Source organism: Amycolatopsis sp. CB00013, from assembly GCF_001905755.1.
Classification (GTDB): Bacteria; Actinomycetota; Actinomycetes; order Mycobacteriales; family Pseudonocardiaceae; genus Amycolatopsis; species Amycolatopsis japonica.
In genome coordinates this window covers 101,578-126,337 of sequence record NZ_LIWC01000006.1, presented here as the reverse complement: position 1 = coordinate 126,337, position 24,760 = coordinate 101,578, and the positions used below count along the sequence as shown (strand labels likewise).

Here is a 24,760-nt window from a genome sequence, read left to right as displayed (position 1 = left end):
TGTGTCCCGAAGTGTGGAACCTTTCGCCCGGCTTGTGGACGCCCGGCGAAGCGTGTGCCATGATGCGTCCGTGACCTCCTGCACCATCATTATCGCCGAGCGCGCCGGATAACAGCTCCACAAGAGCCCCCGGCGCGCAACCTCTCGCACCCATGCGGGAGGTTTTTTTGTTGCCTGAACACGCTTTGCCACCACCGCGAGGAGATTCCCGTGACCCGCAAGGAGCCCGCCGATACACCGCTCGGCGACGCCTTCCACCTGTACGACACGACGTTGCGCGACGGTGCGCAGCGCGAGGGGATCTCCTACTCCGTCACGGACAAACTGGCGGTGGCGAGGCTGCTCGACGATCTCGGGGTCGGGTTCATCGAAGGCGGATGGCCGGGCGCGCTGCCCAAGGACACGGAATTCTTCGCCCGTGCGGCTTCGGGCGAGCTGAAACTCCGCCACGCCGCGCTCGTCGCGTTCGGCGCGACGCGGAAGGCGGGCACCAAGGCCGAGCAGGACCAGCAGGTGCGGGCCCTGCTCGACTCGCAGGCGCCGGTGGTCACGCTCGTGGCCAAATCCGATCTGCGCCACATCGAACGCGCGCTGCGGGTCGACGTCGACGAAGCGTGCGAGATGGTGCGCGACACCGTCGCGTTCCTCGTCGGTGAAGGACGTCGCGTCTTCCTTGACGCGGAACACTTTTTCGACGGCTACGCGTTCTCCCCGGACACCGCGCTGAAGGTGCTCGACGCGGGAGTGAACGCGGGCGCCGACGTCGCCGTGCTGTGCGACACCAACGGCGGGCAACTGCCGCTCGGACTCGCGGAAACCGTCCGCGAGGTCAAGGAAAGGACCGGATTCCGGCTCGGAATCCATTGTCAGGACGACACTTCCTGCGCGGTGGCGAATTCCGTCGCCGCCGTGCAGGCCGGCGTGACGCACGTCCAGTGCACCGCCAATGGTTACGGCGAACGGGCGGGTAACGCCGATCTTTTCGCCGTGACAGGGAATTTGGTGACCAAGCTCGGTATGGAGGTGCTCCCGACCGGAGGCGCCGCCGAGCTCACCCGGGTCTCCCATGCCCTTGCCGAAATCGCGAACATCGCCCCCTACACCCACCAGGCTTACGTAGGGGCGTCGGCCTTCGCCCACAAGGCGGGACTGCACGCGAGCGCGATCAAGGTGGATCCGTTGCTGTACAACCACATCGATCCAGCTTCTGTCGGCAATGACATGCGGGTACTGGTCACCGAGATGGCCGGCAGGGCCAGCCTGGAGCTCAAGGGACGTGAGCTCGGGGTCGACCTTGCCGGCCAGCCCGAGGCGCTGACGAGCGCCGTGAAGAAGGTGAAACGCCTCGAATCCGAAGGCTGGTCCTTCGAAGCCGCGGACGCTTCACTGGAACTGCTGCTGCGGCGGGAGGTCGACGGCCCGCAGAGCGACGTCCTCGACGAACCGCCGTTCGAACTCGAGTCGTACCGGGTCGTCCTCGACCACCGGTCCGACGGCGAGGTCGTCTCCGAGGCGACGGTGAAGGTGCACGTCGCCGGGCAGCGCGTGATCGCGACCGCCGAGGGCAACGGGCCCGTGCACGCGCTCGACGCCGCCCTGCGCGAGGCGCTCAGCCCGCATCTGTCCTGGTTGGACAGTGTCGAGCTGGCCGACTACAAGGTGCGGATCCTGCCCGGCCATCCGGGCACCGACGCCGTCACCCGCGTGCTCGTCGAGACCAGCGACGGCGAGCGCGAGTGGACCACCGTCGGCGTGCACGGCAACATCGTCGAGGCGAGCTGGCTGGCGTTGTGCGACGCGCTCGTGCACAAGTCCCTCAGCGAGGGCCCGGCGTGAGGAGTCGTACAGTGGGGGAGTGCGTCTAGCCCGAATTGCTCATCCCGGTGGTGTCGCGTTCGCTTCGATCGAAGGGGACGGCGACGACGCCCAGGTACTGGAAATCGCCGAGCACCCCTTCGGCAACCCCAACTTCACCGGCAAACGCTGGCCGCTCGCCGACGTCCGGCTGCTCGCGCCGATCCTGCCGTCGAAGGTGATCGCGGTCGGCCGGAACTACGCCAAGCACGCGGCCGAGTTCGGCAACGAGGTCCCGCAGGACCCGATGCTGTTCATCAAGCCGTCGACCACGGTGATCGGGCCGAACGTGCCGATCCGCCGTCCGCGCGGTGTCGGCCGTGTCGACTTCGAGGGCGAACTGGCGATCGTCATCGGCCAGCCGGTCAAGAACGTGCCCGCCGCCCGCGCGGCGAGCGCTATCCTCGGCTACACCGTGGCGAACGACGTCAGCGCGCGTGACCTGCAGAAGTCCGACGGCCAGTGGGGCAGGGCGAAGGGTTTCGACACCTTCTGCCCGCTGGGCCCGTGGATCGAGACCTCGCTCGACGCGGCCGATCTCGCGCTCAAGTCCGAGGTGGACGGTGTCCTGAAGCAGGACGGCCGGACGTCGGACCTGGTGCACAAGATCCCCGAGCTGGTCGAGTTCGTGTCCGGGGTGATGACCCTGCTGCCCGGTGACGTCATCCTGACCGGTACGCCCGAGGGCGTCGGCCCGATCGAGGACGGCCAGTCCGTGTCGATCACCATCGAGGGCATCGGCACCCTGACGAACCCGGTTCAAGACATCTAGCGCGCCAGGAAAGGTCCTTTCCTTGCAAAATTTGCGAGGAAAGGACCTTTCCTGGCATCCGGAGGCTAACCGGCCGGTTCCATCGCCCGCCGCGCGAAGGCCGGGGCATGCTCGGGCCGCAGCCCCAGGCCCAGCAGCCGCGCGGGGATGTAGGACAGCGCGGGGAACCGGCTGAACAGCTTCACCATCGGCGCGGGCGGGCCGTTGCGCTTGCCCGCCATCACCGGCCCCATCACGTTCTTGTGCAGCATCCGCTGCAGCCCCTGCACCAGCATCGTGGGCGCGAGACGGCGCTTGCGGACCTTCGCCAGATCCGCCACCGACGGCCTGCCGCGGCGCAGCGGTTCGGCGAGCAGGGTGGCGGCCGCGACCGCGTCCTGCACCGCGAGGTTGATGCCGACCCCGCCGACCGGCGACATCGCGTGCGCCGCGTCACCGATGCACAGCAGCCCGTCGAGATGCCACTTCCGCAGCAGGTTCATCTTGACGTCGAGGAATTTGACGTCGTCCGTCGTCTTCAGCTCGTCCACGCGGTCGGCCAGCTCGGGCAGGATCGCGGCCACGTTCTCCCGGAACGCCTCGATGCCCTTGTCGCGCAGGTCCTGGCCCTTGGGGCTGAGGTAGGCGATCTGGAAGTAGCCCTTGCGGGGCAGCGGCACGGCGAAGCGGCGATCCCGCATCTTCGGGGTCAGCATGCCTTCGCGTTCCCCGTCCCGCCGTGAGATCCGGAACCACCACGCGTCGAACGGGATGGGGTAGTCCTTCGTCATGAGCCCGGCCTCGCGGCGGGCCAGCGACCAGCGTCCGTCGGCGGCGATCACCAGGTCGGCGCGCAGTTCGCCGGCCTTCCCGTCGGCGTCGCGGTAGCGGACCCCGCTCACCCGGCCGTGTTCGAAGATCAGCCCGGTCATCTCGGTGCTCTGCCGCAGCGTGAACGTGGGTTCCTTCGCCCCGGCGTCGGCGAGCAGGTCCAGGAAGTCCCACTGCGGGACCATGGCGATGTACGGGTGCGCCACCTTCAGCCTGGTCAGGTCGGCGAGGCGCATCATCGTGCCGTCCTCGGCGGGGAAGCCGGCGTAGGCGATCTCGCTGTGCGGCAGGCTGAGGAATTTCTCGCTGAGGCCCAGCTCGTCCAGCAACGTCAACGTCGACGGGTGCACGGTGTCGCCGCGGAAGTCCCGCAGGAAGTCCTGGTGCTTCTCCAGCACGGTGACCTCGACCCCGGCCCTGGCCAGCAGCAATCCGGCGACCATACCCGCGGGGCCACCGCCGACGACCACGCAGTTCGTACGTTCGTTCATCCGTCCCACCCCTTCGAACCCTTATTCATCACTTGTTGAATAAGCTCAGGATGCACCCCTCCGACGGGCGCGTCAAGCGCCATCCGGGCGGATACGCTGTTCGGGGTATGGCCCAGGTCTCACCGGACCGCGTGAACCGGCGGACGTCGAGACGAGTGTCCAAAAAGGACTTGAGAGATGCGCGACCGTCCCGGAAGGACGGCGATCGCGGAAATGCCCTTGTGGACGGTCTCGCGACCCAAGCGGGACAAGGATTTCGTTGTCATCACAGGGCGTGCGCGCCGAGAATCGGATGGGGTGTCGCGTATCGACATTTCACCCGGCCGCCCGCGTTAGCCGTTGTCCGGTAACTAAAACACGTCATCTCACCAACTGGGAGTAGAGTGCCCGCGCCGGAACAGAGCAGCCTTAATCACCTCATCGGCAGAGTCGCGATCGCGCTGAGTGCCCTAGCCTCACTTGGTGGATTTCGCTCTCGTGCCCCGGACCTCGTCACGAACCACGCCGGACGCTCCGGACGGAGCCCCGTGGGAGCCGCCGGAGTTACGATTGGTGTGCCTCGACATCGATGACACGTTGATCGACTGCACGGCGGCGATCCGCCTCAGCCTGAGCGCCCTCACCGGCCAGAACGACCTTTGGCCGCTGTGGGATCTCATCACCGAAGAGCATGTCGCGCTGGTGGTCGCGGGCGAAATCGATTACGCGACCATGCATTACAAGCGTACGGAATGTTTCCTCGCCGAGATCGGCATTTTGGCCGACGAACAGCAGGTCAGAGGCTTCGAAAGACGCCGTCGTGAAATTCTCACCCGTTCGTGGCAATTGTTCGAAGATGTCCTCCCATGTCTTGAATGGCTGCGGGCCGCCGGTGTTCTCGTCGCCGCGGTCACGAACGCCTCGGGCGCGCATCAGCGCAAGAAGATCGCCGACCTCGGCCTCGCCCGGTTCTTCGATCACGTGGCCATCGCCGGTGAACTCGGAGTAGCCAAACCCGACCCGGCGATGTTCCACTCGGTCTGCCTCGGCCTCGGCTGCGACCCGGCGCAGGCCGTCCACGTCGGCGACAAACTCGACACCGACGCCATCGGCGCGCGCGACGCCGGCCTGGGGGCCGTCTGGCTCGACCGGGACGGCATCGCCGAGCGCGCCCCGGCGGGCGTGCACACCATCTCGGGCCTCGACGAGCTGCCTGAGCTGCTCGTTTCCGAGTTCGCGAAGCTCGGCGTGCCCGCTCAGCGCGCTACTGAGACCCCCGCTTTCACGGTGCGGAACAGCGTGCTCTAGTATTCTTTCTCGTGCGGCACCGAGCCGGTCAAGACCGGAACGGTACCTCACTGGGGTATGGTGTAATTGGCAGCACGACTGGTTCTGGTCCAGTTAGTCTAGGTTCGAGTCCTGGTACCCCAGCTGGAGAACTCTCCGGAGTGAAACACAGAGTGACCCCCCTGCGAAGGCGGGAAACCCGGTCTGGTAAGTTTCTCCACAGCAACACAGCAGGTGAACAACTGAAAATCTCCTCCTGAAGGAGAAGATCCTAGCCCCCGTCGTCTAGCGGCCTAGGACGCCGGCCTCTCACGCCGGTAGCGTGGGTTCGAATCCCATCGGGGGTACATCGCGAAAAGCGTCGATCATTTCGATCGGCGCTTTTCGCTATTTCGGGAGCCGGCTGACGTCGGTGATCCTTTCTCAAGCTTCCGCGATCGCGGAAGCTTGTCGTTGGAGACGCGCTCGCGCGGCTATGGTGTCCACAGTGGCCGAATCGGCTTCCGGAATGGACGTACGGTCAGGCCTCGAAGAAACCGTCCGCCCTCGACCGTCGGTGTGGTCGGGTCCGATTCGCGTGGCGCTGCTAAGCGGTCTCCGCTTTGAGTACCGGAGTGACCGGGACGCGTGCGTCGAAGGCGGCGGGGATGGTGGCGATCGCGGCGACGGAGAGCATGAGGCCGGCCCCGGCCCCGGCGAAACCGTGTTCGACCACCACGCCGCCGTCGTTCAGCCGGCTTCCGGAAGTCCAGCGGGTGGTCGAAGGTGGCTGGTGTCGTCTGGCGGCCTTCAACCACCGGTACAACGACGACTGGGCGGCGTTCTGGACGGCGTCGACGGGCTGGAAGCGTGACGTGTACTTCCCGGCCGCCGAACACATGGAGCTTCACCGACACGTCGGATAGGTCTGCCTGGTGCTCATGGTCAAGGTCATCACGTAGTGGTGTCGGGTCAGCTGCTCGGTGATCAAGGCATGCTGGTTCGGTCCGCTGGTGTGGGTGAAAAGGTCTGACGACGGCTCGGGGTGCTCCCGTACCGGCTGTCCCGCTTCGGTCCAGGACTCGCCGAGTCCCATGCGGGTGGTGTCGGCCACCTGCCGGGTGTAGCCGACGCCGGGGAGGTCGCTCGCGTCGTAGACCCGGTTCGGTCCTTCCGGGCGACCCCGGAACTGGCGGTAGTAGTCGATGGGTTGTGTGATCGAGCCTGCACTTTCAGACCACTCGTGTGTCTTGACGATCTCGTCGAAAGCTCGGATCCGGTCAGGCAGTTCGCCGTCGAAGCCTGCTTGCCGCACCCAGGTCGAAGTACAGGTCACGGTGCCTGGATCAGACTGTCCGAAGGACGAAGCACGGTCGGCCTCGCAGATGGTGCGGGTCGTCGCCGGGCCCCATTCCGCCCAGGAGGTGGCTTTCTCCAGTTCGGCGAATCGATCCGCGGCCCAGCGATCGTGCCGATCACGGTCAGCCGCGGCGTCGGCGCCCGTCGCCGCGGCCTTGTAGTCCTCCCACGATGGACCGCCACACGCCGCCAATGTCAGCGTGAGCAAGACCGCTACGCACATACGTTTCCCCCACATGCCGTGATTATCGCGGCATGTGGGCCTCGGGCATCGTCGTCGCGCTGATCGCTCGCTCACGGCATGAGGGTGCGTCGCTCCCACCCGCACGGCGGCAAATGGGTGCGTTTGTCAGGAGTAGGGCTCGTATGCAACCTTCTCGGACCTCGACACATCCGCCCCGACCAAGGTGGAACGCCGTAGCCCGCCCCTCGGCCGCAATATCGATGAAGTAGTCGATCGCCCGGTGATCAACGACGGAATCGTCCCCCAACTCGGCTGGACACAGGCGGCTCCGTGGTGATCGACAGACTCAAGAGTCGCGCGATCCGACAAGGTGGCTGCGCGGTCCTCGAAGTGAGTGCGTACCGATCAGCGCAGAATGATTCCGACCTTCGGGTGGCCATCACCATGGCGGCGGGCAGAGGCGAACGCCTCGGCGATGTCTCCGAGGTCGAAGGCGTGCTCGAGGCAATGGTCGACCACTATCTCGCCGCTTCGGATCAGATCCACGGCTCGCCGGAACGACACCAGGCCCGGTTCCTTCTGCGTCCCGTTGACCCATTCCATCCGTACCGACTTGCGGAATGCCCGCTCCACCGGGAACGGGGCCGTGCCCTTGCGTTCGGGGAAGCCGAAGAACCCGATCGTGCCGCGCTCCCGGACGGCTTCGACCGCCTCGACCCTGCAGGCGTCGGGCCCGGCGGCTTCGACGACGAGGTCCACGCCGATACCGCCGGTCATCTCGCGTGCCGTGTCCGCGAGAGCCGCTCGTCGTGCGTCGACCACTTGTGCGCCCAGCCGGTCCGCGACGACGAGCCTGCCTGGATCGAGGTCCGACACGAGCACGGACTCACATCCCATGCGGCGCAGCAACTGCAAGAAGAACAATCCCGCGGAGCCCGCACCGATCACGGCCGCGGTCCGGGGTGGGGGTCCGTCGACGAATTTCGCCATCCCGAACACCGTGGTCCCGAGTTGTTGTGCGAGCAGCAGGCGGGACAGGTCGCCCTCGCGCGGAACCGGTACCAGGCTCCCCTCGTCGACGACCTGGTATTCGGCGAAGCAACCGGTGTGTTCCACAGGCGGCACGGTGAGCACAGGATCGCCGGCGGCGAAGGCTCGGCTGCGGCTTTCCGCCACCACTCCGATGCCCTCGTGCCCTGGATAGCCGGGGCTGCCCAACCGCTCTTGATCGTGGAAGCCGTCGAACACGATGTGCACGTCCGAGCCGCAGATCGAGGCGTGCCGCATTTCGACGAGCACTTGCCCTTCCTCGGGGCGCGGTATCGGGAACCGCCCGACCGCGACCACTCCGGGCTCTGCCAGGTATGCCGCCCGCATGGTCATGACTCGTTCCCCTCTCCCGATCGCGACGCGGAGTCTCGTTCCGGCCGGTCACCTCGCCGGAGCGCGCCCGCGGTGTCAGCCGATGGTAGAGCGGCACCGGGCTGGGTGGGATCATGAAACGACCTTCTGCGGTCTAGGTGCGCGCGAGTACTCGGTAGGGGCGCACGACCGCTTCGACGAACGCCGTGACCTGTTCGTCGACGTGCGCCTTTTCCTCGGCGTCGTTCTCGACGAGGAAAAGGCGGTTGGCGATGTTCTTCTGTGCCTTCAGCAGCGCGAAGTCGTCCCTGCTGTACAGGGTGTCCGCGGCGTTGCTGGGCAGCCGATGCTCGTCGGACACTTCGAGACTGATCGACTGACCCGCCACCGAGATCTTCGGTGGTTCGCCCCGTCTGGCCAGCCGGGCGGAGCGCTTGGTGTCGGAGGCGCGGACGTGGATGATCTGCGACGCCGCCAGTACCTCGTCGCCGAACACCTGGAGCGCTCCGATCGTGTCGGCCCTGGCGAACTCGACGATCGTGATCGGGTTGCTCCGGCGGTTTTCCCAGACGCGGTGGCCGAGCGTGTGCAGGGCGGGCCGGAGATCGTCCTCGCGTTCCACCTGGAACGCGCCGCCCTGCTGGGCGCTGAAGCCGGCACCGCGACCGTCGCCGAGGAGCATCAAGGCGTGGAGGAATTCCTCGAACGCGTAGACGTAGTCGTTCAGCTCGTCGACCTGCATCCGCCACCGCCGAAGCTCTTCGGCGAGAGCCCGCCGGACCAGTGACTTGCCGGCACCCGGCAGGCCGGTGACGAAGACGACCGGCGCGCGGTGGCGGAACGCCAGATGCCGCAGGATCGCGTCCTCCGCCTTGGCGGGCAGTTGGTACGCCGCGCGCTGCTCCCGGATCCGGTCCGCGAGGCCGGAGTCGGGCCCGGCCAGGAGTTGCCCGGCCAGGAACGATTCGATGGGTTCGGACTCGCTCCACGTCTCGTCGAAGTGGCTGCGGAACACCTTGGCTGCGGAGATCTCGTCCAGTCGTTCGGGCCGGTCCTTCCCGCCGTTGCGGCGGTTGAGCACCGTGTGGTGTTCCGAACCGGAGAACAGGTGGTACGACAGGTGATCCGCGGTCAGTGCGCGGGACACGCGAACCTCGATCCCCGCTGCGAGCAACTCGGCTCCGGCGGTCAGGGAGGCGGGCTCGGTCCGGGTGATCACCCGGACGCCGCGCCGGCCGTTGATCTGCGCCCATGATTCCTGGATCTCGACGAGCACGGGGGAGCCTTGTGCCGGCAGCAGATTCGGGACCAGTGCGTCGAGCCGGTCGACGTTGTCGTTCTTGGAGATGACGAGCATCTCCGCCAGGTAGTTCCGCCGGGTCATCCGCTGGGAGAGGCCGGTCGGCAGACGGGTGCGCCGCCACAGGAACCTGACGGTCGCCACGATGAGGGCGACGGACACACCGCTGGTCACGGGAACGAGGAGCTGACTCCAGTTCATCGGGTCACCTGTCCGCGGTGTTGTCGGGGCGCCTAAGCCAAAGTTTAGGCATGACGAACTTTCTTTTCAAGTACGGCGGATTCTCGCAGGTGGCACAATATATCGGCTAGCGATATATTGTGCCCATGGCTGGTCGAACGATGACGGAGCAGGCGTTCTTCGTGCTCACCGCGCTGGTGGACACGCCGCGGCATGGGTACGGGATCGTCGGCGAGGTGAGCGGTCTCTCGGACGGCCGGGTGAAGCTGAAGGTCGGCACGCTGTACGGCGTGCTGGATCGGCTGGTCGCGGATGGTCTGGTCGAGCCGGATCGGGAGGAGGTCGCCAACGGGCGGCTCCGCCGGTACTACCGGCTGACCGAGGACGGCCGCACGGCGCTCGCGGCCGAGGTCCAACGGCAGGCCTCGAACGCCCGCGCCGCCTCGGAACGGCTGCGCGTGTGGCGGCCGGCGGACACCGGGGGCCTGGCGTGAACCGCCTGGAGGAGCGGTACCGGCGGGTGCTGCGGCTGCTCCCCGCGTCCTATCGGCAGGCGTGGGAGGAGGACATGGTCGCCACCTTCATGCTCAGCGAGCTGCCGGAAGACGACGAGGAAGCGGAGTTCGCCGCCGACTACGGCAGGCCGAGCTGGCCGGAAGTGGCGAGTGTCGTGGCACTGGCCGTGCGGCTGCGGCTGGGCGGTGACGGCGCGCCGCCCCGTTACCTCGTCTGGGGCGAGACGGTCCGGCGGCTGGCGCTGGTGGGGTTGCTCGTGCAGGCGGTGGCCGCGCTGGCCGGTATCGGGGCGTGGCTGTGGTCTCCCTCGGTGACGAATCCGATCGCGGCCGACGTGCAGGCCCTGCTCGGCTTGGTCTGGGTGGCGGCTTATCTGTGCCTGGTGACCGGCCGGTGGCGCGTGGCGCGGTGGCTCGCGGTGACGGCGCTGGCTCAAGCCTCGGTCTTCTTCGGCGTGGATCTCGTGGCCGTCGAGGGTGCGTACGGGCTGTCCGGGACCGTCGGACTCCTGCTGGAGGCGCTGCCGGTGGTGGCGCTGGTCGCGTTCCATCGGCAGGCCCCACCGGTGAAAGCGCGGCCGTGGCTCGTCGCGCTGCTTGCCGGCGTCGGCCTCCTGACGGTCGCGATGTCGGTCACCTATGTCAGCGTTCCGGCGCTCGTGGACTGGCCGGGCGTGGTCTGTGTGGCGGTTTTCGTCGCCGCGGTCGTCTACCTGAGCGTGCCTCGCCTGGGCTGGCGGAGTGCCGCGGTGTCATGGTCGACGACGCTCGCTTCGCTCGCGCTGGTCGCCCTCGTGCAGCGGGTCGTGACGCTGCTGGACTACCTCCGGCTCGCGGCCCGCACCGCGGAACTGGACATCATGATCGCGATCGCCGCCGGGCAGACCGTGGCGGTTCTGGTGATATCGGTGCCGCTCGCGATGCTCGCCGTCAAGGCCGTGCGCGCGCTGCCGCCGGTGGCTGCCCGGTGATGTCCTCGAAGGGTTGACCTGGCCGGGATTTCGGCCGCGGTCGGTCCTCGTCGTCGTTTCGTGGCCACGCGCGGACGGCCGTGACGAGGCCGATGACGCCGAGTGCGCCGAGGACGAGCCAGGTGACGGTGAACCCGGCGCCGGTGGCGAGCCGTCCGGCGATCGGGTAGGCGAGTAGCCAGCAGGCGTGGGAAAGGGAGAACCGGGCGGCGAAGATCGCGGGCCGGTCGGCGGGACGGCTGGATCTGCGCAGTACCCGGCCGACGGGAGTGAGGACGAGCCCGGTGCCGAGCCCGATGACGGCCCATACGACCGGCGCCGCGGCCCCGTGCTCCACTGTGGACAGTGCGATGGCGCCGGTCAGTCCGGCGAGCAGGGTTCCGCCGCCGGTGAGCATGACGGTGCGGTCGGGGATTCCGTCGAGTACGCGGGGGAGCAGGAGCGCGGCCAGGATGGTGCCGGCGCCGTTGGCCGCCAGGAGCAGGGCGACATCGGACTGCGTGCCGCCGAGGGAGTCTCGGACGTAGTTCACGGTATTGACCATGACCACGGAGCCGGCCGCCGCGACCACCAGGTCGAGGCCGAGGGTGCCCCGCAGGCGCGGGGTCGCGACGTACATCTTGATCCCGGCCATGGTGCGATCCCAGGCCCCGCCGCGGTCGCCGCGCGCCGCGTCTGGGATCCGGGTGCTCAGCACCAGTGCGGCGGAGGCCGCGAAACCGAGCGAAGTGCCGGTGAACAGCCAGTGGAAGGACACGAGACTGAGCACGGCGGCGGCCAGGAGCGGACTGAGGAGGCTCTCCATCGTCGAAGCCAGCTGGGACAGCGACAGTGCCTTCGTGTAGTCGCGTTCGTCGGGAAGGAGATCGGGGAGCACGGCCTGGAACGCCGGGGTGAACGAGGCCGACGCGGACTGGAGGATCACGATCAGGACGTAGATCTGCCAGATCTGGTCGACGAAGGGCAGGGCCAGCACCACCAGCGCGCGGATCGCGTCCAGCGTGACGAGGAAGAAACGGCGCGGCACCCGGTCGGCGTACGCGACGGCGAGCGGCGCCACCGTGACGTAGGTGATCATCTTGATGGCCAGCGCGGTGCCCAGGACGGCGCCCGCGTCAGACCCCGCCAAGTCGTAGGCCAGCAGCCCGAGCGCTACGGTCGTCAATCCAGTGCCGAACAGCGCGACCAGCTGCGCCCCGAACAGATGCCGATAGTCACGATGACCGAACAGCGACATGCTTCACGGCTCCTCTCGCGCGGCGTCCCTTCCATGATAGGTGCTCATGTACGCACATGACGAATCAGGCGGCCAATGGTCCCGGCTGCCGCCGGACGACCAGATCGAAGCCGCGTCCACGGCGTTGCGGATGCTCGCGGATCCCACCCGGATGCGGATGCTGTGGCTGATCAGCGGCGAGGAGTACGACGTCGCGTCACTGGCGGCCGCGGTGGGCATCGCGCGTCCGGCGGTGTCCCAGCATCTGGCCAAGCTCAAGCTGGCCGGATTGGTCACCCAGCGCAGGGACGGCCGCCGGATCCTTTACCGGGCCCGCGGCGGGCACGTCCGGCGTTTGCTGGCCGAGGTCATGAACGCGGCCGATCACCACCTTCACGGGATCCCCGACCACGACTGACCACAGTGGACGGTCCGGACGCGACGCGGTCCCTTTTGCCCGCCGGATTCCAGCGGTATGGTCGGACGAAGGCGACCGCGGCTGCGGCGGGAGACGATTTGCTGGACATCATCGGTCTGAGTGAAACCGACGTCGAGGTCTACGATGCCTTCGCCGGCACCGGTTCACTGACCGTCGCCGAAATCCGGCGGCGAACCGGGATTCCGCAACAACGGCTGCTCCGCGTACTGGGCGCGCTGACGGAAAAAGGTTTGCTCGTCAGGCTTCCCGGCCGGGCGGAGGCGTATTCGGCGGTGCGGCCGGAGATCGCGCTGGAGGCGATGCTCCGGCTGAAGGAACAGGAACTCGCGAGCGCGCGGCTGGTCGCCGACCGGTTGCGCGAGCGGTACCGGGCGACGTCCGGCGAACGCGCGGTCGATCTCATCGAAGTGATCCACGGCGACGCGCTGATCGCCGAGCGGGCGGATCAGCTGCTGCGCTCGGCCGAGCGGGAGGTCGCCTTCGTCGACAAACCGCCTTACGCGCGAACGCCGAGCGTGCTGCATCCCGCCGAACGTGATCTCCTCGGCCGGGGAGTGCGCTTTCGCGGGGTTTACGAGCGCAGTGCCCTGGAAATGCACGACCTGTCATCCGACCTGGAAGCAGGTCTCGCGCTCGGCGAGGAGGCCCGCGTGGTCACCAGCGCCCCGCTCAAGATGATCGTGGTCGACCAGCGCGTCGGACTGGTACCACTGCGGTCCGATCGCCCCGAGGTCGGCGCGGCCTTGGTGATCCACCCGTGCGCACTGCTCGACGCGCTCGGCGCGGTCTTCGCTTTCCTTTGGCAGAGCGGGCTTCCGCTGCGCCTGCCCGGTTCTGCCGAACTGGCGGACGTCGCCCCTTCCGACGACGCCCGCCTGCTCGCCTTGCTGACCACGGGCCTGCCGGACCGGAGCATCGCCAAACAACTCGGCATGAGCTACCGGACCTTCCAGCGACGGCTCCGCGACCTCATGACCGCGCTCGGCGCGACCACCCGGTTCCAGGCCGGGCTTCAGGTCGCCACGCGGGGTTGGGTCACCTTGCCGGCGACCCAGCCCCCGATCGAGGACGACGTCAGCGAGCGCGCGGGTTCGCCTTCGCCACGTCCGTGAGCGCGTAGGCCCGCTGGACCGTCTGCGTCACAGTGTTGCCCGAGCTGTCCCGTGCTTCCGAGCGCAGCCAGACGAACCCGTCGGTCGCCGCGAGTGGCGGGTGGGCCACCGTCACCGACCACAGCCCGTTCGCACCCGGCCGGACGGTCGCCGCCGTCCACGTGCGCCCGCCGTCCGTCGACGCCGACACCTGCAGCCGCGTCACCGGTCCGCCGCCCCGCGCGCCGCTGTGCGAGCCGGCGGACACGTCGAAGGTGAACGGGCGTCCGGCCGGGGCGCGGCCGCCGAGATCCAGCGGCAACCGGTGGTCCAGCTGGATGAGTGGCTGGAAGGAACACGACTTGCCCGCGTTGTGGCAGGAGAAGCCGAGCGGTGCCGCGGCGTCTGACCGCGCCGAGGCGAACGTCCACGACGTGTCCGTCCTCGGGGCGTGCTGGAACAGCGCCCCGCTCGGGATGCCGACCTGCGCCTGGCCGGGCAGCACGTCGGTCACGTCCAGCCGGTAGGTGGCGGGGGTCGGCGCGAGCCGGAACTCCGGGATGAGCGCGAGCGGATCGTCCGCATTGGACCGCGGGATCTCGGTCCCGTCCCGGTACAGCCGTGCCGTGGTCGCCGCGAAGTACCGCGCGTTCTCGTAGGGATTCGAGTAATGCCCGCCCGAACCCGCCCCGGTCGTGCCGTCCATCCACTGCAGGCCGGGGAGGAACAGGTCGGGATCCGTGCCACCACGGCACATCGAGCACAGCACCGCCCAGCCGGAAGCCGTCGCCGGGTACCGGGCCGGATGATCGGCGGGCAGTTCCACCGTGCCGCTGTGCAGTGGCGCGCGGAACCAGAACTCGTCCGGTCTCGACCGCTCGCCCGCGCGGTAGACGTTCTGCGCGTTCATGCTCAGCGCGGCGCGGCGCCCCGCGGTGTCGTTGCCGGACAGGGTGACGACCCGTTTCCAGACCAGCCGATCGTTCGCCGGGCCGGTGTATTCGGTCCAGGAGCCGGGAACCGGGATCTTCGTGCCCTGCACTGCCTGTGTCTTCCACAGGCCCGTCGGAAAGGCGTACCAGTTCTTCTGTCCGGTCAGTCCCGGTTTTTCGGCCTGGTAGCCGGTTTTCGTGGCGACCAAGGTCTTCTGGTCGACCCGCCGGACGAGCTCCTTCGGCACGCCGTTGGCGTCGAGATAGCTGAGGTTGTACATCGCGTCCGGAGCCGAGCGCACCAGCAAGCGCACCGAAACGGCACCGGCGGTCCGCAGCTTTTCGCCTTCGTCCCAGCCGAGGGACAAGGTCGGCACCACCGTGCTGCTGAGGCCCGGAACGCTCAGCGAACCCGGCGAACCGGCGTAGGGGATCAACGCCGCCCCACCCGCGGCGGACACCGCGCGTGAAGCGTTCGCGATGCCCGCGGAGACCGCGCTCACCGGGTCCGGTGCCCCGGCCGGGACCGGAATCCTTACCAGGACGGCCTTTCCGCGGACGTCGAGACCGGTGAGATCACCCGCACCGCCGAACACGACCGGCAGCGTTCGTTCACCGGGCGACTTCGCCGTCAGCGTCGGCACGTCGTACGCCGGGTTCAGCACGGCCGAACCGCCACCGACGATCCGCATCTCGACCGCGGTCTGGGACAGTGTCGCGCTGTCCTGCAACGAAATCGCGCCCGCCGAGGTGGCGGCCGCGGGGGTCACGCGCACCTCCCAGCCCGCGCCCGAAGCCAGCCCGGCTTCGCCGACGTAACCGTTCACACCGGCTCCGCCGGGGATCACGCGCCGCAGCATCACCGTGCGATCCCGCAGATCGGTGGGAGTGGGCGTGATCAGCCCCGCCGGGACGGCGTTCGCGGCGTTCAGCGCGATCTCCGCCGGGCCGCTGACGGCGACCTGCGTCGCGCTCATCGCCGACCAACGGCGCACCGTCAGCCCGCGCTCCATCACCCAGCCGAGCGCCGAATAGCGTCCGGCTGGCACGAGCACCCGGCCGACCCCGTCGACCAGGCCGACCTGCTGGCTGACCTGGTCGAGGAACGGGTCGTTGCGGTTACCCGCACCGGCCGCGTCGTCGATCAGCTGGGCCGACGCGGACTGAGCGGGCCCGCCCGCCGAGTCCCGGACCCGGATCGTCACCGGGAACAGTTCGGCCGCGTTGTAGGTGCTCACGGGAGTCCGCACCGCGTTGGTCCCGTCCGCGGTCGTGGCCACCACGGCGCCGCCGTAGACGCCCGCCGTTCCTTCGTTCGGGTTCACGGCGAGGTCGACGGTGGTACTCGACTTCGGCGGGATCGACAGATCCGTCTTCGCCAGGCGCATCCCGGTACCCGGCGCGGCGCCGCCGTCCCAAGGTCGCACGGTCAGCTTCAGGTTGAGGTTCAGCGGCTGGTCCCCGGTGTTGGTGTAGGACAGCTGCCGGACGACCTGTGCCGAGGCGTTGGTCGTCCGTTCGTTGCGGCCGAAGCTCGCGACGGCGGTGCCGGTCGCCTTCTGCGACACGGCCCGCGCGACGTCGAGGAGTCCGGCGCCCTGCTCGAACCAGTGAAGACCGACGTCCTTGGCCGTGGTGACGAGGGTGTTCTTCAGTGCCTGCCCGGTCAGTCCCGGTCGCTGCTGCAGCAGGATCGCCGCGGCGCCCGCGACATGCGGTGTCGCCATGGAGGTGCCCGACGCGGCGGTGTAGGAGTCGTCCACCGGTTCGCCCAGCGCAGTGTCCGCGGCCCTGGCGGCGACGATCCCGACGCCGGGCGCGGTGATCTCCGGTTTGACCGAGGCGTCCCGCAACCGCGGGCCGCGGCTGCTGAACCACGCGATCTTGTCCTCCCGGTCGAGCGCTCCGACGGTGAGCGCGGACGTCGCCGCCCCCGGTGTCGTGACGGTCCGGTCGCCCGGTCCTGAGTTCCCGGCCGCGACCACGAACAGCGTTTCGGACTTCGCCGAAAGCGAGTCGATCTGCTCGCTCATCGGGTCGGCCCCGTCGCTGACGCCGGCGCCGAGGCTGAGGTTCACGATCTTCGCGCCCTGCGCGACGGCCCAGTCGATCCCGGCCATCACCTGTGCGGTGTCACCCTCGCCGGACGCGTCGAAAACCTTGGCCACCACCAGATTCGCGTCCGGTGCCACACCCTTGTACCGGCCGCCCGATGCCGCGCCGGTACCGGCGACGATCGACGCGACGTGCGTGCCGTGGCCGTGGCGGTCCACGACGTCGCCCTCGCCGCTGAAGTCCGCGGAGGCGACCGTCTTGCCGGCCAGGTCGGGATGGTTCTCGTCGATCCCGGTGTCCACCACCGCGACCGTGATCCCCTTCCCGGTCCACCCACCGCTCCACGCCGACGGCGCACCGACCCGCGCGGTGCTCTTGTCCAGCGTCACCCGGACCTTCCTGTCCAGCCGGACTTGCGAAATCCCTTGGTTCAACACGGGTTTCCCACTCGCATCGAACGCGACGAGGGAACGCCAGAATTCGCCCGTCCCCGCTTTCTTGACCTGAACCCCCACTCCGTTGGCCGTGACCAGCGGGGTGAGCCGCTGGGTCTGCGGGAGCGCCTTCGCCTTCGCGTCCAGAGTCCGGGCGGACAGCCCCGACCGGTCGCCGTAACTCACGATGACGGGGATCGTGGTGCTCGCCGCGTCGTCACGCCGGTCGCCGACGAGCGTGGTGACGTTGAACAGGTCCGGGCTCAGCAATCCCTTGCCGACGAACGGAAGCGCGTCCGACGGATACACCATCAGCCCTTCGGCCGTGGTCGTGATCTGGAACGCCGGGCTCGGCCGGTCCGGCCGCACCGCCGGTTCGACCTGTGCGGTGCCGTGCCCGGCGCCGTCTCGTTCGTAGGTCACCACGTCGCCGGTGAGCAACGTGACGCGATGGACGTCCGGCCGCCCGGTGACGGGAGCGGGGCCGGATACGGCGGCGGTCGCGGCGGTCGCGATCACCGGTAAGGGGGTGAGGGCGACCAGTGCGGAGGCCGCCAGGATCGCCACCGGGTGCCAGGGGTGTCTCGTCAGGTGAGGGGAACGGGGGAACATCGAGCCTCACTCTCCTCGGATAGTGAGAAGCGGCCGTGGGCACGGCCGCCGCGAAGATGGAGTTTCCCGAGGATGAGGCAGGAGTTCCCGGATGAACACAATTATCGTTGGCGGTATGTCGCCGTTGGCGAGATACCGCCATGGAAGGGCCCGGACCGCCGACGGCGGCCCGGGCCCGGTCGAGAGACGGGTCGGTGCTGGGGGACTTACAGACCCGGGGTGCGCAGCTGCAGCGAGAAGTCCTGCCGGTTGTTGTCGGTGTCGGTGCTCAGGATGTTGCGGGTGTTCGCCGCGTTGAGCTGATCGGTGATGACGTTCTCCGGGATCGCGGCCTGGCCTTCACGCGGGGCCACGACGGCGTTGCTGAAGGCCACACCGTCGATCTTCGCGGCCGCCATGTTCTGCAGCGAAAGGCCACCGGCCGTCGGGATGCCCTCGGCGCCGGTCAGGGTGAAGGGGATGACGTAGGTCTGGTCGACGACGGTGCCGGAGAAGTTCTGCCCGACCAGCACCGCGTACTGGCCCGCGTTGCCCTTCGGCTGCAGGATCGTGCCCGCCGGCAGGACGATCGTGTCGGTCACGACGTTCGACGGCGAGTAGATCCGGATCACGTAGCCGCTCACGTCCTGCGGCTGGTTCGAAACGTTGCGCAGCTCGATGAACTCGTCGAGCAGACCGTTCACGCCGCGGGTCGAAACCTCGTTGATGACCACGGTGGACGACACGAGCGGGGCGGCCTCGGTGCCCTCGCTCTCGCCGGCCGCGTTCGCGACACCACCGGCCATACCCATCGCCAGCATTGCGAATACCGCCGAAGCGCCCAGAATTCGTCGCACGGGAAATTCCTTTCAGCTTGGTTTTCCGGGGGATTTGTTCCGTCGGACCGGAATCCTTTCCGCCGGTGCCGACACGACAATCATCCGAGAATCGAGGTGCCGCCGGGAAGGGGCCAGTTTTCCGGTACTTTCGCGTCACGCGATAATGTTCCGGCGCCGCCTTCTCGCGACCGCGGCGGCGAGTTCGAGCTCGCGGCTGGAGGTGTCCAGCACATCGCTGAGCCACTGCCGCCAATAGGGACCGGGAATGCGTTTTCCCCGCTCCCAGCGGGAAATCTCTTCCCTGGTGACACTGTCGTTGCCGGAGCGGGTGTGCAACTTCACGACCAGATCGCCTTGTGACCATCCTTTCGCGATTCGTTGTTCGGCGAGCAGTTCGCAAAGCGGGGCCGCGGCCCCGCGTTCGCTGTTCGCGGTCACGACCGCACCTTTCTCGTACTGTGGAGTGCTCTCAGCCGGCCGGCCGTACACAGCCGAAGTCGGCCTTGTTGTTGTCGGTGTCGCGGCTGACGGCGTCCCTCGACTGGGCGAGCCCGGGGCAGGAGACGGCGGCCTGGTTCTCGCGGCAGGGCGACGACGGCGCCCATCCGACGCTGTCGACCCTCGCCCCGCGCCGGTCCAGCAGTATCTCGCCGTCCCCGACGATCGCCTCGACGACCACCTGCTGCATCGTCCCGCCGAAACCCTGTGCGGTGATGAGGAAATGGTCACCGGCGGGGATCTCGCTCCCGGCCGGCATGGTGGCCAGTTCGACGGGCGTCGCCCCGCCCGTGCACGCCTGAACGGACCAGCCGCCGATATCGAGAGTGGTGGCGCCGGTGTTGTGCAGGTCGATGTAGCCTGCCGGGCCGCCGAGCACCTCGTGGATCTTGGCCGACGAAGCCCGGACGGTGTCCGGGGCCGGGGTTCCGGCGAGTGCGAGGAGCAGGAACAGGGAACCTGGCTTCGTCATGACAGCAACGCTAGAAAAATGATCTCGGTGCCACAGGATACGGCGGGTACCGAACCTCGTCCGGTCCAGGTACTTCCGGTACGTCGCTCGCCCGGCCGGGCTAGCCCCGGTACCCGTCCGCCGTGTGCAACTCGCCTTCGCGCTCGGTCGTCTCCAGGCGCGGCAACAGGTTTCCGCCCGGCCGGAAACGCAGCGCCCGGAAGAGGTCGCGCCTGCTGCCGAAGCCCAGCTTCTGCAGGATCCGGCTGACGTAGTTCTTCACGGTCTGCGTGGCGAGATGCAGTTCCTCGGCGATCTCGTCGTTCGACCACCGGTAGAGGATCAGCGCGAGGATCTCCTCCTCCCGTCTGGTCATCGCGCTCGCGTAGCGCACGGCCTCGGTGACCGCCGGCGGGGTTCCGCCCGCCTGCAGGCACACCCGCTGCCCGGCGAGCGTCGAGCGCACCGCCGACATCACCTGGCCGCCGCTGGCCGACTTGTGCACGAAGCTGTCCGCGCCCGCGTTCAGCGCCATCGCGATGGCCGATGGCGACGAATCACCGGCGAAGACCAGGACGGCCGCGCGTTCGAACTGTTCCTTCACGAACCGGCAGATCGCGGTCCCGGCGGGCTCACCCCAGATCGACAGCTCGGTGATGACCATGTCGGGATGGCTCTTCTCGCACTGCCACAACGCTTCAGGCTCACTCGCGGCTTCGGCCACCGCCCCCACCCCCGCCGAATCCCGCAACAGCCTGCTGAGCGCGTATCTGATGAGGGGTTGATCGTCTACTACGAGCGTGGTGACGCGGTTCATGGTTCCCCTTGGGGTATCGACGGGCGCCCGGTGTGGCCCGGGCCGTGCGGTCGGCCCCGGGCCGGGCGGCGCTCGCATTCGCCGAGAACAGGTTCGCTCGCTCGGGCGATCCGTCGAACCGACCGTCGCGGCGACGTCGGTACTCATTTTTCGCCGAATCCTCTTTCGTCGCGGTCCGGCAGTGATCTTCCCGCTTATCCGCGCGGGTGAGGACCAGCAATCGGGTGACAAGGGCGAAAAGCCGCCACGCGGGGCGCCGGATTTGGGCCGGACGGCGGAACGGGGATACAGATTCCGAACGCGCCGCGCCGGACACGTGGAAAGCCGGGGTCCGGCGCTCGGCGTAGCGGACTGGTTGATTTCGTTGGAAAACCCGATGGCGTCCGATATCGACTTCGTGAAGTCGTTTTCCCGGCTCGCTCCGGTGATTCACCGTGGGGCCATTGTGGAGGGACCGGCCCCGGGTGCGACGCTGTAGGCCGTTGGTATGACAGAAAGGCAAACCCGTCATGGACGACTCTTACCGCCTGGAAGCAGGCTCCCCGTCGGTCGACGACTACCTGCGGCTGCGCCGCGAGGCCGGTCTCAGCGAACCGCCGAGGGAACAGGCGGAGCGCGGGGTTCGCGGCGCCTGGACGTCGGTCCGGGTGGTCCACCGGCCCACCGGCGAGACCGTCGGGATGGGCCGGGTGATCAGCGACGGTGGGTGGTACTTCCACATCGTCGACATGGCCGTTCTGCCCGCCCATCAGCGCCGCGGCATCGGGGACGCCGTCCTCGAGGCCCTTCTCGCGGCGATCGACACCGCGGCGCCGGGTGCGTACGTCAATCTGCTCGGCGATCCACCCGGATGGCGGCTCTACAAACGCCACGGTTTCGTGGAGACCGCTCCCGGGACCATCGGCATGCGGCGCCAAAACGCCGGATAAGGCGTCCGGGAATCGCGCGGTGATATCGGTCGGGTGCATTGGGCGAAATGGCCCTGCTGATTGCGCCTTTCACCGCGAAGTGGCGCGCATCCGGTAATTGCGGCGCACGCTGGTTCCCTTGCTCAGGTCGGCGCCGTACACGTGCAAGGTGATGGCGACGGTGTCGCCCGCGTTGTGCACCTGGTGGATGTCGTCGGGCGGCGCGACGCCGCTCACCGACCCCGCCGGGCGTTGCCGCTGGGCCTTCCGGACCAGCCGATCGTCGTCGATGTCGAAGATGGTCTCGGTCTCGGTTCCTTGCAGGACAAGGAATGTACACCACACCAGGTGATCGTGGATCTCGGTGAGCTGGCCGGGCCGCCAGACCAGTCCGACGATCGAAAAGGCGGACTCGGCGTGCAGGGTGGTGCGGGTGTAGCCGTCGGGGGAGCCGGCGCGTTCCGCCGCGGTGAGCAGCTGCGGAGTCGGGCGGAGTTCGGTGAGAACGTTCGCCACGGCTTGTGCGGTGACAAGGGGTTCGGATGGTCTTCCGGTGCATTGGCTCAGACGTGTAATAAGCTCCGGAAGGCCTGGTCTGAGGGTCGTGACGGTCATTTTTCGTTCTCCCTTCTCGTCGCTTCTCATCGTGGCCCGCCGTCCGGGCGGCGTCCAATGACGACGTTCTTTCCTTGATATAGATATTCTTTATCCATGCTGAATCTGGTGCAGCTCACGGTGCTGGCGGCGGTCGCGCGGCACGGTTCGATGACCGCGGCGGCGAAGGAACTGCACTACACGCAGCCCGCGGTGAGCCACCATCTCGCGAGGTTGGAGGCGGCGACGGGCGCGAAGCTGGTCCAGCGGATCGGCCGCGGCATCCGGCTCACACCGGAAGGGGAACTGCTCGCCGCCCGCGCGGCCGAGATCGTCGGCCGGGTCGAAGGCGCCGAAGCCGAGTTGGCCGCGCAAGTGGGCTTGCGCGCCGGGCGGGTCCGGATGGCGGGGTTCCAGTCGATCCTGAGCACGATCGTCCCCGACGCGGCCGCGACGCTGGCCCGTGCGCATCCCGGACTCGAATTGGGTTTGGTGGACGAACATCCGGGCGAGGCGCTGCGCATGCTGCGGGAGGGGCGGATCGACGTCGCCCTGATCTTCCGGTACGCGGACACGCCCCGCGAGGAGCAGGGGCTCCGGCTCGTGCACCTGCTGGAGGACCCGATCTACCTGCTCACCAGCGAGCCGGGACAGACCATCGCCGATCATCGTGACTCGACCTGGATCGGCGGCTGCGCCCGATGCCAGGACGAACTCGTCACGATCTGCGGGCGGGCCGGGTTCGCCCCGCGTATTTCGATGGTCAGCGACGACATCGTGGTCATGCAGGCGCTGGTCGCGGCCCGGATGGGCGTCACCACGCTGCCCCGGCTGGCGCTGCGTGCGCATCGGATGCCCGGTGTCCACGCCACGGAGCTGGCCGAAGACCCGCGACAGATCTATGCCGTCACCTATGGCGACCCGCCCGATCCTCCGGCCGCAGCGGCGTTGATCGACGCGCTTCAGACGAGCATCCGGGCTTAGGGCGGGGTTCTGAAGTCCGTGAAGGCCTCCTTCATTGCGCTAGACGCGGTGAAGGGGGCCTTCACGCGCGGCCGCAGTGACCTGTTGGGGCCGGCGGTGTTGAAGAGCCGCAGGTGGCACTCCTGAAGGTAGTGAAGGCCTCCTTCACTACCTTCAGGGTCAGGGTTCCGGCAAAGTCGCCTATTCGCTGGTCAAGTGGGCAACGGAGGCACTCGCCACGGTGGCCTCGCTTCCTTCTCGACTGTCCACAAGGGACTCTTCCAGGGGGAGAGTGCCCGATTTGGGCGTTTCGCAAAGGGGTCGTGAGTGGTAAAGAGGGTTAGAACGACCCTTACCACTCACGACCCCTCGGCATAATCACCCATTTCGCCATGAATGAGACATTCGGTCGCCGCGAAGTGACCACAGTGGACGGTTGGAGCCTGTTCGACTCCCGTCGGCCAGGGCAATCAAGCGCTTGACCTGCGCTTATGTGACCTTGCCGGGGTCGCTACCTTCAGGGTAGGCAAGGAGGCCTTCACGGACCTCTACAGAACCCGTTCGACGAAAGCCCCCACGCCCAGCAACTTCCGGTCGTCCCCGACCAGGCCGTCGAGCGCCAGCCCGGCGGGAAGCCCGTCGCGTGCGCGCCCCATCGGGACGGTCAGGCCGGGGAATCCCGCGATACTGCCGGGCTGGCAGTTGCGGATGAAGGTGGGGAAGGTCGGCACCTCGCGCCCGCGGTGCACGAAGCTCCCGACGGCCGAGAAGTCCCGGGCCGTCGCCGGTGTGGTGGGGAAGGCCAGCGCGTCGATGCCGCTCTCGTCGAAGATCTTCGCGTAGGCGCGACGCAAGGCGGAGCGGGTGGTGATGGCCGCTTCGTAGACGGCGGGTTCGACGCCCGGCACGACCGCTTCGGCGAAGATCGCCCGGACGTCGGGCGCGGCGATCTCGCGAACGAGCCGCTCGAACGAAACCTCGGGTACGTGCTCGGCGAGGTAGGAGCGGAGCCCGACGCCTGCTTCGTGGATCACCAGCGGCATTCCCTGATCGACGACGAGTTCGGCGAGAGGCGTGTCGTCGAGCGGCACCAGGGTGACGCCTGCCGCGCCCAAGCGGGCAAGCGCGGCTTCCCAGAGTTCTTCGACGTCCTCGGACAGGTCGCCGGTCAGGAAACCGTGCGGCACACCCAGCCTGACCGACGTGCTCTCGATCAGGGGTGATGGCTCTTCCGCCGCGAGGACCGCGTCGAGGAGCGCGAGGTCGGCGACCGTGCGGGCGATCGGCCCGGCCGTGTCCCGCGTGCTGCTCAGCGGCGTCATGCCGTCGGACGGGTAGCGGCCCGTGGTCGGCCGGAAGCCGCAAACCCCGTTGAGCGCGGCGGGAACGCGGGCCGAACCACCGGTGTCGGTGCCCAGACCCGCGGGCACGATGCCCGCCGCGACGGCGACCGCGGTCCCGCCGCTGCTGCCCCCGGCGAACCGGGACGGGTCGCACGCGTTGCGCACCGGGCCGAGCGGGGTCGTGTCGCAGGTGATGCCGAGGGCGAGTTCGTGCATGGTCGCCTTGCCGACGACGACGGCGCCCGCGTCGGTCAGCCGTCGGACCACGGTCGCGTGCTCGCGCGGAACGTGGTCCGCCAGCGCCGGGGTCCCCGCGGTGTTCGGCATCCCGGCGACGTGGATGTTGTCCTTGACCACCAACGGGATCCCGCTGAGCGGGCCGGCCGATACGGCCGCGTGATCGTGCGCCGCCAGCTGACCGATCGCGTTGAGATGCCGCACTTCTTCCGCTCGTGCGCGGCTTTCCGAAGCGCTCCAGGGTCCACTCACGGCCGTCAGCTTAGCGTGACAAGGACCACAGTCATCGATAAAGACAATCATTTTCAT

Annotated in this window: 22 protein-coding genes and 2 tRNA genes; 11 read left to right on the top strand and 13 right to left on the bottom strand. The window is 68.2% G+C overall.

Annotated elements, in window-relative coordinates:
• Positions 1–210 precede the first annotated feature (210 nt).
• Both cimA and AMK34_RS33970 read left to right on the top strand, forming a co-directional pair.
• Positions 211–1,836 carry a citramalate synthase gene (cimA, locus tag AMK34_RS33975; protein WP_037341950.1) on the top strand — a complete coding sequence of 542 codons (1,626 nt, stop codon included), beginning with the start codon at positions 211–213 and terminating at the stop codon, positions 1,834–1,836.
• Between the two features lie 19 nt (positions 1,837–1,855).
• Positions 1,856–2,626: a fumarylacetoacetate hydrolase family protein gene (locus AMK34_RS33970; protein ID WP_037341952.1), complete on the top strand. Its 771-nt coding sequence runs from the start codon at positions 1,856–1,858 to the stop codon at positions 2,624–2,626.
• Positions 2,627–2,691: 65 nt separating this feature from the next.
• Here AMK34_RS33970 and AMK34_RS33965 read toward each other — a convergent pair whose 3' ends face one another.
• Entirely contained in the window at positions 2,692–3,927 is a 1,236-nt protein-coding gene (locus AMK34_RS33965) for an FAD-dependent oxidoreductase (RefSeq protein ID WP_073848100.1), read from the bottom strand.
• Between the two features lie 552 nt (positions 3,928–4,479).
• On the opposite strand from AMK34_RS33965, the gene AMK34_RS33960 reads away from it, so the two are divergent.
• From AMK34_RS33960 to AMK34_RS33950, 3 genes are all read left to right on the top strand, one after another.
• On the top strand, positions 4,480–5,214 hold the full coding sequence (locus tag AMK34_RS33960) for an HAD family hydrolase (RefSeq protein ID WP_073848099.1): 735 nt from the start codon (positions 4,480–4,482) through the stop codon (positions 5,212–5,214).
• A gap of 51 nt (positions 5,215–5,265) precedes the next feature.
• Positions 5,266–5,337, top strand: a tRNA-Gln gene (locus AMK34_RS33955).
• A gap of 130 nt (positions 5,338–5,467) precedes the next feature.
• Positions 5,468–5,540 (top strand) — tRNA-Glu (locus AMK34_RS33950).
• 239 nt (positions 5,541–5,779) lie between these two features.
• Here the strand turns inward: AMK34_RS33950 and AMK34_RS33945 are convergent.
• The 4 genes from AMK34_RS33945 to AMK34_RS33930 all read right to left on the bottom strand — a co-directional run bounded on the left by AMK34_RS33945 (position 5,780) and on the right by AMK34_RS33930 (position 9,578).
• Entirely contained in the window at positions 5,780–6,073 is a 294-nt protein-coding gene (locus AMK34_RS33945) for a hypothetical protein (RefSeq protein WP_073848098.1), read from the bottom strand.
• Between the two features lie 6 nt (positions 6,074–6,079).
• Positions 6,080–6,829, bottom strand: a complete 750-nt coding sequence (locus AMK34_RS33940; protein WP_143202700.1) for a hypothetical protein — start codon at positions 6,827–6,829, stop codon at positions 6,080–6,082.
• 291 nt (positions 6,830–7,120) lie between these two features.
• The gene (locus tag AMK34_RS33935; RefSeq protein WP_198941815.1) at positions 7,121–8,098 is read right to left on the bottom strand and encodes a zinc-binding dehydrogenase; all 978 of its coding nucleotides are present in this window, start codon (positions 8,096–8,098) and stop codon (positions 7,121–7,123) included.
• A 133-nt stretch (positions 8,099–8,231) separates the two neighbouring features.
• Positions 8,232–9,578, bottom strand: a complete 1,347-nt coding sequence (locus AMK34_RS33930; RefSeq protein WP_073848096.1) for an AAA family ATPase — start codon at positions 9,576–9,578, stop codon at positions 8,232–8,234.
• A 125-nt stretch (positions 9,579–9,703) separates the two neighbouring features.
• On the opposite strand from AMK34_RS33930, the gene AMK34_RS33925 reads away from it, so the two are divergent.
• Complete coding sequence (locus AMK34_RS33925) at positions 9,704–10,051, top strand: PadR family transcriptional regulator (RefSeq protein ID WP_338020570.1); 348 nt, start codon at positions 9,704–9,706, stop codon at positions 10,049–10,051.
• Positions 10,048–11,043 carry a hypothetical protein gene (locus AMK34_RS33920; RefSeq protein WP_143202699.1) on the top strand — a complete coding sequence of 332 codons (996 nt, stop codon included), beginning with the start codon at positions 10,048–10,050 and terminating at the stop codon, positions 11,041–11,043. Before AMK34_RS33925 ends, AMK34_RS33920 begins: the two co-directional genes overlap by 4 nt.
• Here the strand turns inward: AMK34_RS33920 and AMK34_RS33915 are convergent.
• Complete coding sequence (locus AMK34_RS33915; RefSeq protein ID WP_083650084.1) at positions 11,003–12,280, bottom strand: MFS transporter; 1,278 nt, start codon at positions 12,278–12,280, stop codon at positions 11,003–11,005. The genes AMK34_RS33920 and AMK34_RS33915 overlap by 41 nt on opposite strands.
• A 46-nt stretch (positions 12,281–12,326) precedes the next feature.
• Here AMK34_RS33915 and AMK34_RS33910 point away from each other — a divergent pair, with 46 nt between their 5' ends.
• Entirely contained in the window at positions 12,327–12,677 is a 351-nt protein-coding gene (locus AMK34_RS33910; protein ID WP_038509385.1) for an ArsR/SmtB family transcription factor, read from the top strand.
• 98 nt (positions 12,678–12,775) lie between these two features.
• Entirely contained in the window at positions 12,776–13,810 is a 1,035-nt protein-coding gene (locus AMK34_RS33905; RefSeq protein ID WP_073848093.1) for a helix-turn-helix domain-containing protein, read from the top strand.
• Here the strand turns inward: AMK34_RS33905 and AMK34_RS33900 are convergent.
• The 5 genes from AMK34_RS33900 to AMK34_RS33880 form a co-directional block, all read right to left on the bottom strand.
• A complete protein-coding gene (locus AMK34_RS33900; RefSeq protein WP_241832928.1) occupies positions 13,773–17,822 on the bottom strand; it encodes a S8 family peptidase in 4,050 nt (1,349 codons plus the stop codon). The genes AMK34_RS33905 and AMK34_RS33900 overlap by 38 nt on opposite strands.
• 206 nt (positions 17,823–18,028) lie before the next feature.
• On the bottom strand, positions 18,029–18,658 hold the full coding sequence (locus tag AMK34_RS33895) for a lamin tail domain-containing protein (protein ID WP_038509390.1): 630 nt from the start codon (positions 18,656–18,658) through the stop codon (positions 18,029–18,031).
• A 135-nt stretch (positions 18,659–18,793) separates the two neighbouring features.
• Positions 18,794–19,078, bottom strand: a complete 285-nt coding sequence (locus AMK34_RS33890; RefSeq protein ID WP_038509392.1) for a helix-turn-helix domain-containing protein — start codon at positions 19,076–19,078, stop codon at positions 18,794–18,796.
• Positions 19,079–19,109: 31 nt separating this feature from the next.
• Positions 19,110–19,610: a lamin tail domain-containing protein gene (locus tag AMK34_RS33885; RefSeq protein WP_073848091.1), complete on the bottom strand. Its 501-nt coding sequence runs from the start codon at positions 19,608–19,610 to the stop codon at positions 19,110–19,112.
• Positions 19,611–19,710: 100 nt separating this feature from the next.
• Positions 19,711–20,406, bottom strand: a complete 696-nt coding sequence (locus AMK34_RS33880) for a response regulator (RefSeq protein WP_073848090.1) — start codon at positions 20,404–20,406, stop codon at positions 19,711–19,713.
• A 509-nt stretch (positions 20,407–20,915) separates the two neighbouring features.
• Between AMK34_RS33880 and AMK34_RS33875 the strand changes: the two genes are divergently transcribed.
• Positions 20,916–21,335 (top strand): GNAT family N-acetyltransferase, encoded by a 420-nt coding sequence (locus tag AMK34_RS33875; protein ID WP_038509396.1) that lies wholly within the window; start codon positions 20,916–20,918, stop codon positions 21,333–21,335.
• A 69-nt stretch (positions 21,336–21,404) separates the two neighbouring features.
• Here AMK34_RS33875 and AMK34_RS33870 read toward each other — a convergent pair whose 3' ends face one another.
• The gene (locus AMK34_RS33870; RefSeq protein WP_241832927.1) at positions 21,405–21,830 is read right to left on the bottom strand and encodes a cysteine dioxygenase family protein; all 426 of its coding nucleotides are present in this window, start codon (positions 21,828–21,830) and stop codon (positions 21,405–21,407) included.
• A gap of 195 nt (positions 21,831–22,025) precedes the next feature.
• Here AMK34_RS33870 and AMK34_RS33865 point away from each other — a divergent pair, with 195 nt between their 5' ends.
• Complete coding sequence (locus AMK34_RS33865) at positions 22,026–22,892, top strand: LysR family transcriptional regulator (protein WP_038509402.1); 867 nt, start codon at positions 22,026–22,028, stop codon at positions 22,890–22,892.
• Between the two features lie 527 nt (positions 22,893–23,419).
• On the opposite strand, the gene AMK34_RS33860 is transcribed toward AMK34_RS33865, so the two are convergent.
• A complete protein-coding gene (locus AMK34_RS33860; RefSeq protein ID WP_073848088.1) occupies positions 23,420–24,703 on the bottom strand; it encodes an amidase family protein in 1,284 nt (427 codons plus the stop codon).
• Positions 24,704–24,760 lie beyond the last annotated feature (57 nt).